The organism is Aquimarina sp. 433, assembly GCF_054054605.1.
Genome location: NZ_JBSWZK010000008.1, coordinates 149,814 through 166,824, shown reverse-complemented (window position 1 = coordinate 166,824; position 17,011 = coordinate 149,814). Strand labels below are relative to the sequence as shown.

General features: G+C 31.8%; 17 protein-coding genes. 11 read left to right on the top strand and 6 right to left on the bottom strand.

Annotation, left to right across the window (positions count from 1 at the left end):
- Positions 1–67: 67 nt before the first annotated feature.
- The 3 genes from ACWNT5_RS16815 (at position 68) to ACWNT5_RS16805 (ending at position 4,786) form a co-directional block, all read left to right on the top strand.
- On the top strand, positions 68–2,650 hold the full coding sequence (locus ACWNT5_RS16815; protein WP_456517998.1) for a phosphoenolpyruvate carboxylase: 2,583 nt from the start codon (positions 68–70) through the stop codon (positions 2,648–2,650).
- 153 nt (positions 2,651–2,803) lie between these two features.
- Positions 2,804–3,253 carry a hypothetical protein gene (locus ACWNT5_RS16810; RefSeq protein ID WP_456517997.1) on the top strand — a complete coding sequence of 150 codons (450 nt, stop codon included), beginning with the start codon at positions 2,804–2,806 and terminating at the stop codon, positions 3,251–3,253.
- 153 nt (positions 3,254–3,406) lie between these two features.
- Entirely contained in the window at positions 3,407–4,786 is a 1,380-nt protein-coding gene (locus tag ACWNT5_RS16805) for an alpha/beta hydrolase family protein (RefSeq protein ID WP_456517996.1), read from the top strand.
- A gap of 37 nt (positions 4,787–4,823) precedes the next feature.
- Here ACWNT5_RS16805 and ACWNT5_RS16800 read toward each other — a convergent pair whose 3' ends face one another.
- Positions 4,824–6,800: a tetratricopeptide repeat-containing sensor histidine kinase gene (locus ACWNT5_RS16800; protein WP_456517995.1), complete on the bottom strand. Its 1,977-nt coding sequence runs from the start codon at positions 6,798–6,800 to the stop codon at positions 4,824–4,826.
- Positions 6,801–7,137: 337 nt separating this feature from the next.
- On the opposite strand from ACWNT5_RS16800, the gene ACWNT5_RS16795 reads away from it, so the two are divergent.
- Together ACWNT5_RS16795 and ACWNT5_RS16790 are read left to right on the top strand one after the other, a co-directional pair.
- Positions 7,138–7,650 carry a DinB family protein gene (locus ACWNT5_RS16795; RefSeq protein WP_456517994.1) on the top strand — a complete coding sequence of 171 codons (513 nt, stop codon included), beginning with the start codon at positions 7,138–7,140 and terminating at the stop codon, positions 7,648–7,650.
- A gap of 1 nt (position 7,651) precedes the next feature.
- The gene (locus ACWNT5_RS16790; protein WP_456517993.1) at positions 7,652–8,014 is read left to right on the top strand and encodes a nuclear transport factor 2 family protein; all 363 of its coding nucleotides are present in this window, start codon (positions 7,652–7,654) and stop codon (positions 8,012–8,014) included.
- A 46-nt stretch (positions 8,015–8,060) separates the two neighbouring features.
- On the opposite strand, the gene ACWNT5_RS16785 is transcribed toward ACWNT5_RS16790, so the two are convergent.
- The 3 genes from ACWNT5_RS16785 to ACWNT5_RS16775 are packed head-to-tail and all read right to left on the bottom strand — an operon-like array spanning position 8,061 to position 10,120.
- Positions 8,061–8,690 carry an alpha/beta hydrolase gene (locus ACWNT5_RS16785; RefSeq protein WP_299601969.1) on the bottom strand — a complete coding sequence of 210 codons (630 nt, stop codon included), beginning with the start codon at positions 8,688–8,690 and terminating at the stop codon, positions 8,061–8,063.
- A 15-nt stretch (positions 8,691–8,705) separates the two neighbouring features.
- Positions 8,706–9,554 carry an alpha/beta hydrolase family protein gene (locus tag ACWNT5_RS16780; protein WP_456517992.1) on the bottom strand — a complete coding sequence of 283 codons (849 nt, stop codon included), beginning with the start codon at positions 9,552–9,554 and terminating at the stop codon, positions 8,706–8,708.
- Entirely contained in the window at positions 9,554–10,120 is a 567-nt protein-coding gene (locus ACWNT5_RS16775; protein ID WP_299601963.1) for a TetR/AcrR family transcriptional regulator, read from the bottom strand. Before ACWNT5_RS16775 ends, ACWNT5_RS16780 begins: the two co-directional genes overlap by 1 nt.
- A gap of 84 nt (positions 10,121–10,204) precedes the next feature.
- On the opposite strand from ACWNT5_RS16775, the gene ACWNT5_RS16770 reads away from it, so the two are divergent.
- Complete coding sequence (locus ACWNT5_RS16770) at positions 10,205–10,627, top strand: PaaI family thioesterase (RefSeq protein ID WP_456517991.1); 423 nt, start codon at positions 10,205–10,207, stop codon at positions 10,625–10,627.
- A 5-nt stretch (positions 10,628–10,632) separates the two neighbouring features.
- A complete protein-coding gene (locus tag ACWNT5_RS16765) occupies positions 10,633–11,712 on the top strand; it encodes an isochorismate synthase (protein WP_456517990.1) in 1,080 nt (359 codons plus the stop codon).
- Positions 11,713–11,789: 77 nt separating this feature from the next.
- Here ACWNT5_RS16765 and ACWNT5_RS16760 read toward each other — a convergent pair whose 3' ends face one another.
- On the bottom strand, positions 11,790–12,179 hold the full coding sequence (locus ACWNT5_RS16760; protein ID WP_456517989.1) for a nuclear transport factor 2 family protein: 390 nt from the start codon (positions 12,177–12,179) through the stop codon (positions 11,790–11,792).
- A 136-nt stretch (positions 12,180–12,315) separates the two neighbouring features.
- Between ACWNT5_RS16760 and ACWNT5_RS16755 the strand changes: the two genes are divergently transcribed.
- From ACWNT5_RS16755 to ACWNT5_RS16740, 4 genes are all read left to right on the top strand, one after another.
- Positions 12,316–13,206, top strand: a complete 891-nt coding sequence (locus tag ACWNT5_RS16755) for a LysR family transcriptional regulator (RefSeq protein WP_456517988.1) — start codon at positions 12,316–12,318, stop codon at positions 13,204–13,206.
- A 186-nt stretch (positions 13,207–13,392) separates the two neighbouring features.
- Entirely contained in the window at positions 13,393–15,117 is a 1,725-nt protein-coding gene (gene menD / locus ACWNT5_RS16750) for a 2-succinyl-5-enolpyruvyl-6-hydroxy-3-cyclohexene-1-carboxylic-acid synthase (protein WP_456517987.1), read from the top strand.
- Between the two features lie 103 nt (positions 15,118–15,220).
- The gene (locus tag ACWNT5_RS16745) at positions 15,221–15,562 is read left to right on the top strand and encodes a DUF2853 family protein (protein ID WP_299601950.1); all 342 of its coding nucleotides are present in this window, start codon (positions 15,221–15,223) and stop codon (positions 15,560–15,562) included.
- Between the two features lie 106 nt (positions 15,563–15,668).
- Complete coding sequence (locus tag ACWNT5_RS16740; protein ID WP_299601947.1) at positions 15,669–16,502, top strand: CvfB family protein; 834 nt, start codon at positions 15,669–15,671, stop codon at positions 16,500–16,502.
- A gap of 30 nt (positions 16,503–16,532) precedes the next feature.
- On the opposite strand, the gene ACWNT5_RS16735 is transcribed toward ACWNT5_RS16740, so the two are convergent.
- The gene (locus tag ACWNT5_RS16735; protein ID WP_456517986.1) at positions 16,533–17,009 is read right to left on the bottom strand and encodes a hypothetical protein; all 477 of its coding nucleotides are present in this window, start codon (positions 17,007–17,009) and stop codon (positions 16,533–16,535) included.
- Positions 17,010–17,011: the final 2 nt, after the last annotated feature.

The window sequence follows — 17,011 nt, the reverse complement described above, 5'->3', positions numbered from 1 at the left end:
GAAATAATCTTAGAGGGTTTTTTCTTGTATTTTATTTTATTAATCAACCATATTCGTAACCACAATTATGGCAAGACAACCAAAAATAGATCGTTTTAACCACAACGTTCTAACTAAATACCAGATATACAACAGTATATTTATTACATTACCTTTTGATGAAATTACTAATACAGGTGTTTTATTACCTCTTTTTAAAGAAGTATGCGAAAAAGGTTATGATCAAAAGAAAACTCCAACAGAAATTGTAGAAAGTTTTTTCAAATCGTATAGAGATAACCCTACAGATAAAGAAAAACACGATTTATTATTTCGATTTATTCAATATATCGAAAGACAAGTAGTATTGTTTGATGCTATAGAAGATGCTGCTTTTCCTGTAGTAAATAATATGGATGGTCGTGGTACGCTAAGAAGTATCAAAGAAGAAGCACAAGCCAAAGGACAATTAGAAGAGTTAAAAGAATACTTAAGACGATTTAAGATACGTCCAACATTAACTGCGCATCCTACTCAGTTTTATCCGGGTACTGTTTTAGGGATTATCCATGATCTCGATACAGCGATCAGAGAGAATGATTCTCAGAAAATAAAGCGATTATTAGCGCAATTAGGAAAAACTGCATTCTTTAAAAAAGAAAAACCAACTCCGTATGATGAAGCGGTAAGCTTGATATGGTATTTAGAGAATGTATTTTATCATTCGGTAGGAACGATATATAATTATATTCAACAAAATATTTTTCAGGGAGAAGATCTTGAGAATGATTTGATAAACCTTGGTTTTTGGCCAGGAGGTGATAGAGATGGAAATCCTTTTGTAACTACAGAAACTACGCTTAAAGTAGCAAAAAGACTTCGTAAAACTGTTCTTATTAATTACTATCGCGATATGCGTAAGCTAAAACGTAGAATAACTTTTGGAAATCTTCAGGATAAATTAGGAGTATTAGAATCTGCGTTATATGATAATTTTTACTATGCTAAAACTGCCGAACCTCTTGCCATAGAAACGCTGATGAATGGATTATTAGAAGTAAGAGAAGAGCTGATAAGTAAACATCAATCTTTGTTTTTAGAAGAATTACAAGATCTTATTAATAAAGTAAAGATATTCGGATTTCATTTTGGAACTTTGGACATAAGACAAGATTCTCGAGTGCACCATGGAGTGTTGATGGAAATTGTTAAAAAAACCAATGAGTTAGGATTAGGGTTCTTTCCAGATGATTATGCTTCTTTATCAGAGGAGGAGCAAATCCAAGTATTGTCTACCATTTCGGGTAATTTAGATCCATCAGTTTTAGATGACGATATGGCAAGAGCTACAATCGAATCTATTTATGCGATCAAAACCATACAAAAAAATAATGGAGAGCGTGGGTCAAACCGATATATCATTAGTAATAACGGAAGTGTACTGAATGTTATGGAAGCTTTTGCTATGATACGTCTATGTGATTGGAAACAACCAACGGTAGATGTAATTCCACTATTTGAAACAGTTCCTGATCTTAAAGTTTCTCACCATGTAATGGAAACTTTATATACCAATCCAGAGTATATGGAACATCTTAAGCGTCGCGGAATGAAGCAGACTATTATGCTTGGTTTCTCAGACGGAACCAAAGATGGTGGATATTTGATGGCGAATTGGGGGATTTTTAAAGCAAAAGAAGCATTAACAGAGATTTCCAGAAAGTATAATGTGAAAGTTATATTCTTTGATGGTAGAGGAGGACCACCAGCAAGAGGAGGTGGTAATACAAATCAGTTCTATGCATCTCTGGGTCCTACAATTGAAGATGAGCAGATACAAATTACGGTTCAGGGACAAACCATTAGTTCTAATTTTGGAACATTAGATTCCTGTCAATATAATTTAGAACAATTACTTGGCGCTGGAGTAGAAAATGAGCTAACCGCAAATGAAGCTAATCTTTTCTCTAAGGAGAATAAAGAGACGATGCAGAATTTAGCAGACATTAGTTATCAGACGTATGTAGATTTCAAAAGTCATCCTAAGTTTTTACCATATCTAGAGCATATGAGTACGCTTAAATACTACGGTAAAGCAAATATAGGTAGTCGTCCTTCTAAAAGAAGTAAGAGTACAAGTTTAGATTTTGGAGACTTAAGAGCGATTCCATTTGTAGGTAGTTGGAGCCAGCTGAAGCAAAATGTGCCTGGTTTTTATGGAGTAGGTACCGCTTTAAAAGTATACGAAGATAAAGGTGAATTCGATAAAATTATAAATCTTTATAAAGGATCTGCATTTTTCCGAGCTTTAGTCGGTAATAGTATGATGAGTTTGACAAAATCATTCTTTCAATTAACAGCATATATGAAAGATGATAAAGAGTATGGTGCTTTTTGGAATATCATACATGATGAATACGAACTTACGAAACGTCTATTGCTTAAGTTAACTGGATATTCGGAATTAATGGAAAATGAGCCAGCTGGAAAAGCTTCTATAGAAATAAGAGAAAATATCGTATTACCATTGCTTACTATTCAGCAATATGCGCTTAAGAAGATTCAGGATATTAATAGATCCGGAGAAGAGGATGAAAATTTAGAGGTGTACGAAAAGATGGTAACCCGTTCTTTGTTCGGGAATATCAATGCAAGTCGAAATTCGGCTTAAAACACTTTTAAATAAAAATAAGACTGCAATACCAATAGTGTTGCAGTTTTTTTTTTATGTTATGTTTTTGTTTGGTTTTGGTAAAATTTAATATTCTGAAGCAACTATCTGAAAAAAGCAGTATCTATAGTATATAATTTAAAAACCATAGTCATGAAACTGAGAAGTATTACTTTCTTATTACTTATTTTTTGCTTTTTTAATAGTTGCGATTCAAATGATTGTGAAGCAGTCGTTTGTGTCCCTGACTCCACTTTTAATTTTGAGTTGTTAGATGCCGAAAACAATAATATACTAGATAGCGGTGTAATAACGATTTCGGATATTAGTATAATCGACCTCGCTAATCAGAGCTCTATTGATTTTTTTAGAAATGATGTTGATAATAGCAGTATTATTACAGTCAGCTCACAAAGTATCTCTTCAGGAAGAAAAACACTTTCCGTTACTATTTCTAATGATCAGCTTTTCCAACTAAGTGTAGAGACTGTTGTAACCAAAGGAGAGTGTTGTAGTGTAGTCCAATTCTCAGATTTTGAAATTCAAGAAGCTGATTTTGAATTTGATGATGCCACAGGCGTATATACTTTTATTTGGCAATAGTAAATAGGATGAAGATTTGCTTTATGTGAATGGATCCTAATTGAGTTTTTTCTTAAAATCGGTACTTTTCAAAATGATTCTTTAATTTTAGAAGCAAAATACTAATCAATATTTCATAAATAGGTTTATGGAATAAGTTATTTACGTAAAGAAATGATTCTATTAAGAAAGAAAGAAATTGTCCTTGTATTGTTTTTAATTTTTTCAATTCATCTATTTTCACAAGATATAGTAGGAGATTGGAAAGGTACTGTTGATATAAGAGGTAGTAAGTTAGATATTGCTTTTCATATAGAAAAAGTAGATACAATTTATACCGCTACTTTGGATATACCAGCACAAGGTTTAAATGGAGCTAAAGCAAGCAATACAAAAGTTGATAATACTTCTGTGATCATTACCTTTTCTGATCTAAAGCTAGCGTATGAAGGTGTTTTAAATGATGATGGTGAAATAATAGGGAATATGAAACAAGGAGGTTTTCCGATTCCTTTAAACCTCAAAAAGGGTACCGTTATTTTAAACCGACCGCAAGAGCCAAAACCACCTTTTAATTATTATTCCGAAGAAATAACCTTTGTGAGTAATGCAGATAATGTAAGCTTAAAAGGAACTTTAACTTTACCAGAAAAAAATGGACAATTTCCTTTGGTGATTATTGTAAGTGGTAGTGGACCACAAAATAGGGATGGAGATATGTTTGGGCATAAACCTTATTTAGTATTGGCAGATCATTTGACAAAAAATGGTATAGCAGTTTTTCGTTTCGATGAACGTGGAGTTGGCGAATCTGGTGGAGATTTCGGTAAAGTAACCATAGAACTTTCTTCACTAGATGTAAAATCAGCTATTGATTTCTTAAAAGAAAGAAAAGAGATCAATAATGCTAAAATAGGTTTGATTGGTCATAGTATTGGAGGTATTGTTACTCCCAAAGTAGCTTCGGAAAATAAAAAAATCAGCTTTTTAGTATTATTAGCTGCTCCTGGTGTTCCAGGTGATCAATTAATGCTTTCTCAAAAAGCTGCTTTTGAAAAGGATATGGGATTGAATGAACTGCAAATCCAGCAAGGACAAAAAATAGTAAAAGAAGCTTATGATATAATTAAGGAAGCTAAGCTGGATAATCAATCACTAAAAGACAGTATTCATTCTTTCTATAAAAACAAGTATGGTAATCTATTTCCCGAAAATCAACGAAAGGCATTAGTAAATCAGATTACTTCTTATGAGGTAGCAAGTTTTATCAGATCCAGACCTTCGGAGTATTTAGAAAAAATAAAAATTCCTGTTTTAGCGTTAAATGGAGATAAAGATTTGCAAGTGCTTTCAAAAGAAAACCTTACTGCTATTAAAACTGCTCTGGATAAAGCAGGTAATAAAAATGTTGAAATAAAGGAGCTTAAAAGTCTGAATCATTTATTCCAAGAAGCTACTCGAGGTTCTCTAGGCGAGTATTCTGAAATAGAGCAAACATTTTCACCTATTGCCTTGGATGTATTAACAGCGTGGATTAAAGAACAGGTGAAATAAGATATACATATTCCGAATATGTAGTTTATTTAATTTTTCAAGAGGCCATCGGTAATGTAATATAAAAGGTACTTCCCTCACCAGGCTTGCTTTCCACAGCAATATTACCTTTGTTTAGATCTATAAGTTCTTTGCAGATTCTTAAACCCAGACCAGTTCCAGTTTCCTGTTGTGTGCCATTTGTTGTAAATGTATCTTCAGCGAATAATTTATGTACATTCTCTGCTTTTATCCCTATGCCAGTATCTTTAAAACCAATTTGGTAGTAATCTCCTTTTGCTCTCGAAAATAAGGTTATAGAATCTCCTGGGTTACAAAATTTGATCGCATTTGCCATTAGATTTTGAGATACTATTGAGAACATATCTTTATCAGCGTACACTCTAGTTGGAGGTAACTCATTAATAAGTTTGATTCTTTTTTGGGCAGCTTTGGGATCAAAGAAGGCGAATTTATTATTAATTACTTCAGAAATATCGAAAGCAGTGGGGTTTGCATATAGTTCCTTCATTTGAGATTTTGACCAATTCAACAAGTTTGTTAACATTATTGATGTTTGATGTGTTCTATTAGCTAATAATGGAATAATTTCACCTAATTCATTCGAAGATAAATTGTTGTTTTTCATTAAATTAAGACTTCCGTTAAGTCCATGTATTTCGTTTTTTAGGTCGTGTGAAATGATAGAAAACAGTTTATTTTTTACTTGATTAGAATCATTCAATTTCTTGATCAATCTTTTTCTTTCTTTTCTTGTTTTAATTATATGAGCCAGAAATATTGATAAGAATATAAGAACTCCAATAGCGATATAATTAAATACTCTTGATCTAAATAATTTTTCCTTTGTTTTTTGTTCTCTTTTTTCTTGTTCATCAATAAGTTTAAGCTGTTCCATTTCTGCTTTAAATCGATTTTCAGCTTGTGTTACTTTTTGTGTACTTTGTTCGAGAGTATTTTTATCAGACAGTTTTTGATATTTTTGTTGCCATTGTAAGGCGTTGGCGTATTGCCCTCTGGCAGAATCTAATTTTACGCTATATTTATAATTTGTAAGAAGTAATGAGGGGATATTCGTTTTTGCAAGTTCATCTCTTGACATAGAAAGCATCTTTTCCGCCTCTCTAAAATCTTTGTTTTGAATAGCGATGTATCCTAATTGCTGTTTAGAGTTGATTACTGCTCTATTACATTTAGACTCTATTCCTGCTATCATTGACGAATCGTAATATTTTTTGGTTAACGCTTGTTGGTTTTTATGCAATGCTATTTTGGCCAAAATTTCATAGGAAAAAGAGGCACTTCGGATATTATCATTTTTTTTACAAGTGGATAAAGCTTCAACCACATAATTGGTAGCGCTATCGATCATTTTTTCGTTAAAATGTAGTAAAGCCATATTGTTTAGACTTGTACCTAACTTTTTCAATTTATGTTTCTTTTTAATACTTATAGACTGGGTATAATAGCTTTTTGCAGATTCAAATTTACCTAACATTGCATATGCATTTCCTATATTATTTAAGGTTCGAGACAAACCAATACTATCTTTTAATTGGAAATTGTATTTATTAGCTTCAAGTAAGTAAGAAATACTTTTTTCCAGATTACCACGTTCTTGTTCAACGCTAGATTTGTTATTGTTTACCAAAGCCAAACCTTCTAATAAATTGATTTTTTTAAAATATTCTTCTGCTTTATTATAGTTTGAAGAAGCTTTAATAAGTTCATCTTTGCGATTGTACATATTACCAATCTGGTTGTAACTAGTAGCTATACCTTTATCATATTCAAGTTTTTCTGATAGTTTCAATAACTTATCCGCATACAATAAACCTAAGTCGAATTCCTTTTTCCAAAATAGATGTTCTACTTGTCTAGAACCATAGTCGATAGTACTGGAATCTGACAAGGTCGTAATTCGAGTAATTATACTATCAAGCTCTTTTTGTTGAGAAAAAATAGGCTTAGATATGAATAGTATTAAAATAAAAAGATGGGGCAGGTTTTTCATTCTAAAGGTGTTTTGATAAATATTTAGTTAGAGTTTTTATTATTACTTTAAGCCCCAAAAAAATAATTATATAGATAAAACACTATTTATATCTGCAAAATACACAATTATTATATAAGATAACAATTTAATAAGAAAATACTTACAAATATATAATTGTTATATAAAGCAGAATTATTTGAGCTATTTCAATGAATACTAAAATTAACCTCCTATTTTAGGAACAGATTAAAATTTGTAGCGCATCGAAGTATTAAAAGATGATAAATAACTGTTAATTTAAAGACAGATGAGAACTGAATTAGTATTTTTCCTCAATTATTTTTAAAACATATTTATGCAATCGTTATTATCCAAAGAAGAATACAATCCTTATTACGGAATTTTTATAGACAAAGCGTTAAAGGAAGATATAGTAGAAGGTTTACAAGAGGGAATAGCTCAGTTTGTTGATTTTGTAAAAGTAATTCCAGAAGAAAAAATGAAGTATGCATATGATCATGGCAAATGGACAATCGCGGAGGTATTACAACATATTATTGATACTGAACGAATATTTTCTTACCGAGCACTAAGATTTGCTAGAAAAGATAACAGTCCTTTAATTGGGTTTGATCAAGATGACTACGTTCCTAATTCGAATGCAAATAATATAGGGAAACAAGAATTTATTGAAGATTTTAAGGCGGTAAGAAATAGTTCTATCTCATTATATAAAGGTTTTACATCAGAAATGTTAGCATGGATAGGTGAGGCTAGTGGTAGTCCCATGAGTGCCAGAGCAGCTGGTTATATTCTTTCTGGACATCAAACACATCATCTAGAGGTTATTAAAGAAAGATATCTCTAAAATGACAAAAGAAGAAGTCGCTAAGGAATATTTGTCTTTTTTAGAAAAAGGAAAAATCGACAAGGTAATACAGCTTTTTACGAAAGATGGGATTGTAGTATCTCCTGTATACGGAACAATGGTAGCCAAAGAGTTTTATTATGCATTAGCAGCAGATACAAAAGCTTCCAAACTCAATTTTGATGGACTTTTTATAGAAGAAAACTCTAATAGGATTTCTATACTATTCGATTATCACTGGACTCTTAAATCAGATGAAATTATAAAGTTTAAAGTGGTGGATGTTATAGAGCTAACCTCTGACAATAAAATAGAGAAGCTAACCATAATATATGATACTGTGAATGTTAGGAATGCTTTGTAATATAACTAAGATTTCTTATGTTTGGATGCTTCCTTTTACTTTAACTTTATGTAATATCGGTTAGAGTTTCCACGTCTAATTCATGACCTCCTCCATGAGTCCTGAACTCTATTTGAGGAAGAATATTTTTAACACGTATTTTTTCTGCATTTACTTTTTCTATTTCAAAATACGGATCGTTTTCTCCTAATATATGGGTGACTTTTGTTGTATCTGATAGAAAAGAGAAATGTTCTTTTTGTAATTCTTTAGGAAAACCTCCAGAAATCATTACAAAACCGGCAGGTTGTATTTGTTTACTTGCTATCCATCTACTCGCGATGCTAACTCCTTGCGAATATCCAAGAACAACAAATTTGGCATGTGAAGGAATTTTTTCCATTGCTACCACCGCATCGACGTAATTGAGAACATTTTTAGTCTCTGTTTTAGTATTTTCTTTAGTTAACCAACTAGCTCCGACTCTTTTATAATCATTGTTCTTATAATATTTTGAAGGAGCTTGTGGAGCGATAATATAGTTTTCTTCTGGATCTAAACTTTGAAATAAACGAATAAAATACCTACTCAGATATCCAATACCATGAAATACTAACCAAACGGTCTTCGTTTTTTCGGTAAGTTCGTTTAGGGTGTCGTAGGTGTTTGTAGATTGATATACAACCTCTTTCTGCATAGCTTTAATAGTATTTTAGAGTTCAAACCATTGATCAATTATGGGCCACAAGATATCCTGATTTTTCTTTCTAAAAAAATCAAAATGCCCTATTGTTTTTAATTTGTAATCTGATGGCACTAAATGTTTTCTGCTTGTTTGTGCGTTATGATATACACGGTCTCCAAGAATATCAACAGACTTTTTAGGAGCAAAAAGATCATCGTCTATACTAATAAGTAACATGGACTCTTTAATTTCTTGATAAAAAGTTTCCGAATTTCCTTTTGTAAAATGCAACATAGAATCTGGGTGTAATAAAAAAGTAGCCCAATCTTTTGCCGCTTTAGTGGTTAAAGGTCTTCCTAATCCGAACCATTTGGATGGATAGTATCCTAAAATTGATGTAGTAATGGGTATGAAGAATTTGAAGTTTAGATAGATCAAAAAACGCATTCTTGGTGTGAAATGTTTATAGAAACCAAACTGAGAACCAATGGTTAGATATTTATCATAATATTGGAAAGCATCACTGAAACCAACACTGTTTCCTCCATAACTATGACCTATCATATATTGAGCGTTATCAGGAAATTTTTCTTTTACATGTTTAGAAACTGATTTAAAATCCATAGCCCAAGAAAAGAAACCATGACTTTTTAAAGCTCTGATGCTTTTAGAATTAGAAGAGCCAATACTGCGATAATCAAATGTAAATACATTACAACCTTTTTCTGCTAAATATTCGGCCATATGAAAGTAAAATTTTTGAGGAACTGCAACAGCAGGCGCGAATACAATTGATACACTATTAGCGGAGGAAGGAATAAATTCGTGTACTGAAATAGGGTAGTCGTCTGTAGAGGGTATGGTAAATGATTTCATTAGTTAGTTTTTAAAATTATTTTTTCCATTCTGGATACTGCATTGTTAATGTATTTATGATCATTGTAAATTCTCATCAACAGGATTCCTCCTTCTAAATCTTGTACAATTTGCTCAGCTAATTCTAAAGATTCTTCTTTGGAATAATTGGGTGCTAGTAAAATCTGTAGTCCAGAGATAAAGTCAGCAAAAAAGTGTTGTATTTCATCTTTGTAAATAGGGTTTAGATGAGCTGTTTCTAGGGCTGTATTAGCCATGATACAACCACTATTCGCATTTTTAAACATTTTATCAATGAGCTTTCTAACTTGTTCTAGTTTTTCTGAAATATTTAAATCTTTGTTAGCTATTATCTTAGATAAGTTGTATTTGAAATAACTGTGTACAGTGGCAAGTACTTCTTTTATGAGCTGCTCTTTATTACTGAAATAGTAGTAAAAATGTGATTTTTGAATATCACATGCCTTAGCTAATTCGCTCATGCTACTTTTAGCAATACCACGTTCTCTTAGTATAGGAATTACTCTTTGTAAGACCTCTTCTTTAGATGTTTTCGTTTTAGGCATTTTATTGAACGTTCGTTAAAATAATAATTAAATATAGTTAGAATATTTTAACCTCAATGTTTATTTTTACCTAAAATTTTATTTATGAAATTATCAGAGGAAGAAATATTAGCAAAATGCGCGGTAATGTGCAAGAACACACTAATGGAAACATTAGATATTTCTTTTTGTGAAGTTGGAGATGATTATTTGGTTGCGAAAATGCCTGTCACACCAAAGGTGCATCAACCAGATGGAGTTTTACATGGAGGTGCAATGGTCGCACTTGCTGAAAGTGTTGGTAGTGCTGCATCTCATATTTTTTTAGATACAGATAAGTTTTATATCAGAGGATTAGAAATTTCTGCCAATCACGTAAAAAGTATGAAAGAAGGATATGTTTATGCAAAGGCTGAAATTGTACACAAAGGGAGAACTACCCAGCTTTGGGATATAAAATTACGAAATGAGGAAGAGAAGTTAATTTCTATAGTAAAACTAACAACTATTGCTTTAACGAAATCATAAATTATATGGATATTTCAGAGCTATACCTGAAAATCCAATCACAATTGGATCAGCAATTACCTTTAGTGGTCTATAAAAAACCAGGTACGAATGAGGTGAATTGTTTTCTACAAAATGATGACTATTTACATGAGGTAAGTTCATATGATAGTTCTGGTTTTGTTTTTGCGCCTTTTAGCAATTCTGAAAAGACAGTAATTATTCCGGATACAGAGAATTCTTTTTTTACATCAATTATTCCTATTACTCCTAAAAACTTAAAGTATATTTCGAAGAACATTTCTAATGTTTCTGTAGAAGGTGAAGAAAGACAAGCTCATATATCACTAGTGAATAGTGGAATAAAAGCAATTGAAAATAATTCTTTTAGAAAAGTTGTGCTTTCTAGAAAAGAAGAAGTTCCTTTTTCGCAATCTAATGCGTTAGAGGTTTTTCAACGCCTGATTGATTTATACGCTAATGCCTTCGTATATTTTTGGTATCATCCTAAGATTGGAATGTGGTTAGGAGCGACTCCAGAAACTTTGTTGCACATCGATGGTGATAATTTTTCGACCATGTCATTAGCAGGAACGCAACCTTATAAAGGATCCATGGAAGTCTCTTGGGGAGCAAAAGAAATCGAAGAGCAGGCTATGGTAACGGAGTTTGTAATGAAAGAACTTACTAAAAATGTAAATGCTATCCGTAGATCCGAATCTTATACGCATAAAGCAGGAACCCTTCTTCATCTTAAAACCGACATTACTGGAACGCTTAAAAGCAGTCCACAGAACATAAAAAATATTATCGAAGTTTTACACCCAACTCCTGCAGTATGTGGTTTACCAAAAGAAGAAGCTCGATCTTTTATTCTACACAATGAAGGATATGATAGAAAATATTACACTGGTTTTTTAGGAGAATTACATCGCTATGACAATGGCGCATCTTCATCAAGTCTATTTGTAAACTTGAGATGTATGGAGATTTGTAAGGATCAAGCATTATTGTATGTTGGAGGAGGTATTACCAAAGATTCTATTCCAGAAAAAGAATGGGAAGAAACTGTAAAGAAGACCGAAACTATGAAAAGAGTTCTGTGATTCAATAACCTTACGAATGGAGATTGATCTTTTTTTACTTTATTTTTTGTTATGAATTAGTCGTAAATATTTACAAACTAATTAATCTCTTTTTCCAAATGCCATATTTTGGAAACAATTTGCCAACCTTTTTCTCCATTAACAAAAGCAAGGTGATCAACAAACACATTCCTATGTGCTCTAATTCTAATTTTCACAGTCGTACAATGAGAAGACAACCAGTCAATCATTAAAATTTCTGCTTCAGGTTTTTGTCCAGCATCTGCAGGAGATAATCGACTTTCTACATCTTTACTGAAGCTGTCTATGGATTCAATAAAAATCTTTCCTTGGTCTACGTCGAATAAACTAGAACTTTTATGAAATACTTGGTTTAGTAGTTTGATATCACAATAATACAATGCATCGAAGTACATTTGTATAGCATCTAGTAATGCTGTAGTGGAATTAGTTTTTTGCTTTTGCATAATCTCTAAGGTTTAATTTTTGTCAAAATTAGTATGATTGTCTTATCGTACTAGATTATAAGATTGAGACATTTTTATTCTTAGCTGAATTATTTTCAACTAGTCCATAAGCAATGAATAGTTAAATTTGTTCTGTATGGAAATCAAGTATTTTAGATTAATAAAAACAATTGTAGAAGAAGGGAGTATCGCTAGTTCTTCTGAAAAACTGTTTTTAACACAATCTGCTTTAAGTCATCAATTGAGAGAACTCGAATCAAGGTTGGGATTTAAGGTTTTTCTGAGAACTAGAAATAAATGGAAATTAACAGATGAGGGTTATGAGCTCTATAATTTGGGAAACACAATTATGGATAGTATTGAAAAAGGTTTTGAAAATATTAAACAGTTACAGGCTGGTTCAACTGGTACTATAAAGGTAAGTACTGAATGTTATAGTTTTTATCAAGGTCTTCCGAATTTTATTCAGAAAATGGCCTTGTTGTATCCAAAAATACATGTTGATTTGATTCTTGAAGCAACACATCAGCCTATTTCTAAAATGTTGTCAAATGAAATAGATATTGCCATTGTTACTTCCAAACCACAAAATGAAACCTTGTCAAGCATTGAGGTTTATGAAGATGAGATTTTTGTAATTATGCATAAAGAAAGTCAATATGAATCTGTTGATTTTGTAGATGCTGATTTTTTTTCTAATACACATTTAATAATTCATTCTTTTCCATTGGAAACAGTTTCTGTATATGAAAACTATTTAAAACCAAATGGAATTCATCCATTAAAAATATCCGCTATACCCTTAACCGAAGTTGCTTTAGAAATGATCGCTGCCAATATGGGGATTATGTGTATGCCAAAATGGGCACTAAAATCTTTTATATTATCAGAAGATTTGATTTTTAAAAGGATTGGTGAAAATGGTTTAAAAAGAACACATCATTTAGTTTTTCGTAAATCTGATGTGTCACAAAAGTATATCCATGATTTTATTTCGAATTTTGAAGATCATTTTTCAAAGATTTGACTTGCTATCTTCTTCGTGAAAAGGTTTATTTAAAGCTGACATACCTGTATATAATTGAAGATGTTTGTCGTTAAAGTATTTAAGTATTTTCAGTGGGTTCTTAAATAGCAAAACTTTAAAAAGTAGATTAAAATACATTAAAAAGATTGGCTTTACTTATCCCTATATCGTAATTTAGCAATTCGAATGAAGAAACGTTTATATTCCAAAATTCCTTTATCGCAAACTATCGTTGCCTTATGTGAGGCAAAAGGAATTCATCATGTTGTTATATCTCCAGGATCTAGAAATGCACCCTTAACAATTGGTTTTACAGAAAATCCAGAAATGCAATGTTATAGCATTGTAGATGAAAGGTGTGCTGCTTTCTTTGCCTTGGGTATCGCGCAGCAAATTAGAAAACCAGTAGCGTTGGTATGTACTTCGGGTAGTGCTCTGCTAAATTATTATCCAGCTATTTCAGAAGCTTTTTATAGTGATATCCCCTTAGTAATCTTAAGTGCTGATCGTCCTGTCGAAAGAATAGATATCGGAGATGGTCAGACCATACGCCAGAAAAATGTTTTTGATAATCATATTTTGTATTCTGCAAATCTATATTCTGAAATCGTACCAGAAACCGCAATAGAAGATATTAAAGTAAAGCAGAAACAACACGAAGCGCAAAAGCATAATGAACGAGAAATCAATTTAGCATTAAATGTTGCTATTCAAGAAAACGGACCAGTGCACATTAATGTTCCTTTTTACGAACCTTTATATGATACGCTAGAGAAGCCTACAGTTTTTCCAAAAAATATTCCTGTTGAGTTTACAGAACATCGCATATCAAAAACATTATATGCTAATATGTTGGATGAATGGAATGGGGCTAATCGAAAGTTGATTTTAATTGGAGTTAATTATCCGAACGTTATTGATCAGAAATGGATTGATCTTTTGGCCAAAGATCCTTCGGTGTTAGTACTTACTGAAACTACTTCTAATATTCATCATGATTCTCATATCAATTGTATTGATCAGTTGATTACCTCTTTAGATGAAAATGATTTTATGAAGCTACAGCCAGATGTTTTACTAACATTTGGAGGTATGGTTGTATCTAAAAGAATCAAAGCTTTCTTAAGAAAGTATCAGCCCAAAGTACATTGGCATTTAGATGAGAAAAAGGCATATGACACTTATTTTTGTCTTACTGAGCATATAAAAATGAATCCAAATAAGTTTTTGTTGGATTTTTTACCGAAAACAACGGTGACTGTTAATGATTATAAATCCTATTGGATTTCAGTTAGAGAGAGGAGACGCGTAAAGCATAAAGAATTTGTTCAGAAAGTATATTTTACAGATTTAAAAGCATTTGAAGTAATATTTGACGCAATTCCGGATCATCAAATGATTCAACTAAGTAATAGTTCTACAGTAAGGTATGCTCAGTTATTCTCCTTAAATCCATCTTTGAAGGTGTTTTGTAATCGCGGTACCAGCGGTATCGATGGTAGTACTTCTACGGCAATTGGAGCGGCTGTGGTATCAAATGCACCTACAACCTTACTAACAGGTGATTTGAGCTTTTTTTATGATAGTAATGGATTATGGAATAATTATATGCCTTCAAACTTTAAGATCATTCTTATTAATAATGGAGGAGGAGGTATCTTTAGAATTTTACCTGGTAAATCTGAGAGCGATAACTTTAGTACATATTTTGAAACAAAACATGATTTAACTGCAGAGCAGTTATGTACTATGTTCCAAATAGATTATCATAAAGCGGATGAATTAGATACTTTATTAGAAAAACTTCAAGAACTTTATAAAAATAATGAATCGCCACAACTCTTAGAGGTTTTTACACCTCGAAAAGTAAATGATAGTGTTTTAATCGATTATTTTAAGCATTTTATCTAAAAAATCGTTTTTATTATAATTTATAAATGAATTATTCATTTATAAATAGATTATATTTGAGATAACATAATAAATTAACTAAAACCTAAAACATTATCATTTTATGAGCAAGAGAGACGATTTAATTGCTAAGTACGCAGCTGACCTTAAAGATAAAATTGGACAAGAGCCAGATATGGATCTTTTAACGAAAGTAACTATTGGTTGCGGTCCTTCTATTTATAATGCAGACGCTTCTACAGTTTCTGGTAGTGATCAGAGTGAGTTAGACACTGTAAAAAACAATTTCCTTATTAAAAAATTAGGTCTTTCTGATGGAGATAAGTTAGATGAAGCGATTGCTTCTGTAATGGAAGCTTACGGAAAGTCTAATAGAAACAAGTACAGAGCTGTTGTGTACTATCTTTTAACAAAGCATTTCGGAAAAGAAGCTATCTACAACTAGTAGATCAGTAGAAAAAACACAGAAAAGGTGCCGATTTAGGCACCTTTTTCTTTTTTAATATATTCAGGTTAATTAAAAAAGTATCTTTGCGCCAAAATATCAGACAATGCTTAAACTAGGTGAGTATAATACATTAGAATTTGTACGAGAAAGAGATCAGGGTGTATACCTTAGTGATGATGAAGGAAATGAAGTCTTATTGCCTAATAAATATGTACCGAATCAGTTTATGATTCGTGATGAAATCAAAGTATTTGTATACTTGGATCATGAAGAGCGTATCGTGGCAACTACCTTAGAGCCTTTTGCAACAGTCAATTCTTTTGCTTATCTAAAATGTACCACAGTTTCAGAAATTGGAGCATTTATGGATTGGGGATTAGAAAAAGAACTTTTTGTCCCGTTTAGAGAACAGGCTTCCAAAATGCGAGTAGGTAGCTGGTATCTTGTTTATGTATACTTGGATAAAGAAACCAATAGATTAGTGGGTTCTAGTAAAACGAATAGATTTTTAGATAATTCTTTGGTATTACTCTCTTCATATGATGAGGTTGATTTAATAGCTTCTCATCCTTCTCCACATGGATGGAATATGATTGTGAATCAAAAATATTTAGGTTTAGTATATCAAGATGAAATTTTTCAAAAGTTGACTACTGGAGATCAGCTTAAAGGTTTTGTAAAAAAAGTACGACCAGACGGTAAAATAGATCTTACTTTGCAGAGACATGGGTATAGGTCTATCGAGCCAAATGCTGAACAAATACTTAAAGAATTAAAATTACAAGGTGGATTTATTGATTTGAATGATAAGTCAGATCCCGATGATATTAAAGAAGTTTTTCAATTAAGTAAAAAAAGTTTCAAGAAGGCTATTGGGTCTTTGTATAAAGCCAAAAAGATAATCATCGAAAAAGATGGAATTCGCTTAGTAGAATAACTATTTAATAGATGTTCATAGCGTATGAGATTAGTACGTTAAAGGCACACCAGTTACTGGACAATAAATACCGGTATACGAGCTGGCATCTCGATAAGCATTATTTTTAATACCACCGTTACTAGTATTGGAATTATTATATCCTCCATTTCCGGTAATAGATACCCTGAAAGCACCTTGTGGTGTAGCGGTTGGAATTGCAACATGGTATTCAGATTGCACAAATTTATTCTCAGGAAGTAATAAGATTGGTGTTTCGTTTTTTAAATGTTGTTTTCGTAAATCTACAGCTAAGTTAATTTCCATTAACTGATAATTTCCAGTTGCTATAGTTTGTCTTGTATAAGAAAGGGAAGGTATAATTTCTTTGTGTTCCAAAGTGTATTTAGAATCAATTTCAGAAATATGATCGCCTATTGCTTCCCATGATACCTTAAGGGTAGGATTTTCTTGTCCAAAAGAAGAAAAACTAAAACAAACTAAGAGTATTCCAATAAAAAATCTCATAA

Coding starts and splice junctions, on each gene's coding strand:
- ACWNT5_RS16815 (WP_456517998.1), top strand. CDS start 68: ATGGCAAGACAACCAAAAATAGATCGTTTTAACCACAACGTTCTAACT.
- ACWNT5_RS16810 (WP_456517997.1), top strand. CDS start 2,804: ATGAAACTGAGAAGTATTACTTTCTTATTACTTATTTTTTGCTTTTTT.
- ACWNT5_RS16805 (WP_456517996.1), top strand. CDS start 3,407: ATGATTCTATTAAGAAAGAAAGAAATTGTCCTTGTATTGTTTTTAATT.
- ACWNT5_RS16800 (WP_456517995.1), bottom strand. CDS start 6,800: ATGAAAAACCTGCCCCATCTTTTTATTTTAATACTATTCATATCTAAG.
- ACWNT5_RS16795 (WP_456517994.1), top strand. CDS start 7,138: ATGCAATCGTTATTATCCAAAGAAGAATACAATCCTTATTACGGAATT.
- ACWNT5_RS16790 (WP_456517993.1), top strand. CDS start 7,652: ATGACAAAAGAAGAAGTCGCTAAGGAATATTTGTCTTTTTTAGAAAAA.
- ACWNT5_RS16785 (WP_299601969.1), bottom strand. CDS start 8,690: ATGCAGAAAGAGGTTGTATATCAATCTACAAACACCTACGACACCCTA.
- ACWNT5_RS16780 (WP_456517992.1), bottom strand. CDS start 9,554: ATGAAATCATTTACCATACCCTCTACAGACGACTACCCTATTTCAGTA.
- ACWNT5_RS16775 (WP_299601963.1), bottom strand. CDS start 10,120: ATGCCTAAAACGAAAACATCTAAAGAAGAGGTCTTACAAAGAGTAATT.
- ACWNT5_RS16770 (WP_456517991.1), top strand. CDS start 10,205: ATGAAATTATCAGAGGAAGAAATATTAGCAAAATGCGCGGTAATGTGC.
- ACWNT5_RS16765 (WP_456517990.1), top strand. CDS start 10,633: ATGGATATTTCAGAGCTATACCTGAAAATCCAATCACAATTGGATCAG.
- ACWNT5_RS16760 (WP_456517989.1), bottom strand. CDS start 12,179: ATGCAAAAGCAAAAAACTAATTCCACTACAGCATTACTAGATGCTATA.
- ACWNT5_RS16755 (WP_456517988.1), top strand. CDS start 12,316: ATGGAAATCAAGTATTTTAGATTAATAAAAACAATTGTAGAAGAAGGG.
- menD (WP_456517987.1), top strand. CDS start 13,393: ATGAAGAAACGTTTATATTCCAAAATTCCTTTATCGCAAACTATCGTT.
- ACWNT5_RS16745 (WP_299601950.1), top strand. CDS start 15,221: ATGAGCAAGAGAGACGATTTAATTGCTAAGTACGCAGCTGACCTTAAA.
- ACWNT5_RS16740 (WP_299601947.1), top strand. CDS start 15,669: ATGCTTAAACTAGGTGAGTATAATACATTAGAATTTGTACGAGAAAGA.
- ACWNT5_RS16735 (WP_456517986.1), bottom strand. CDS start 17,009: ATGAGATTTTTTATTGGAATACTCTTAGTTTGTTTTAGTTTTTCTTCT.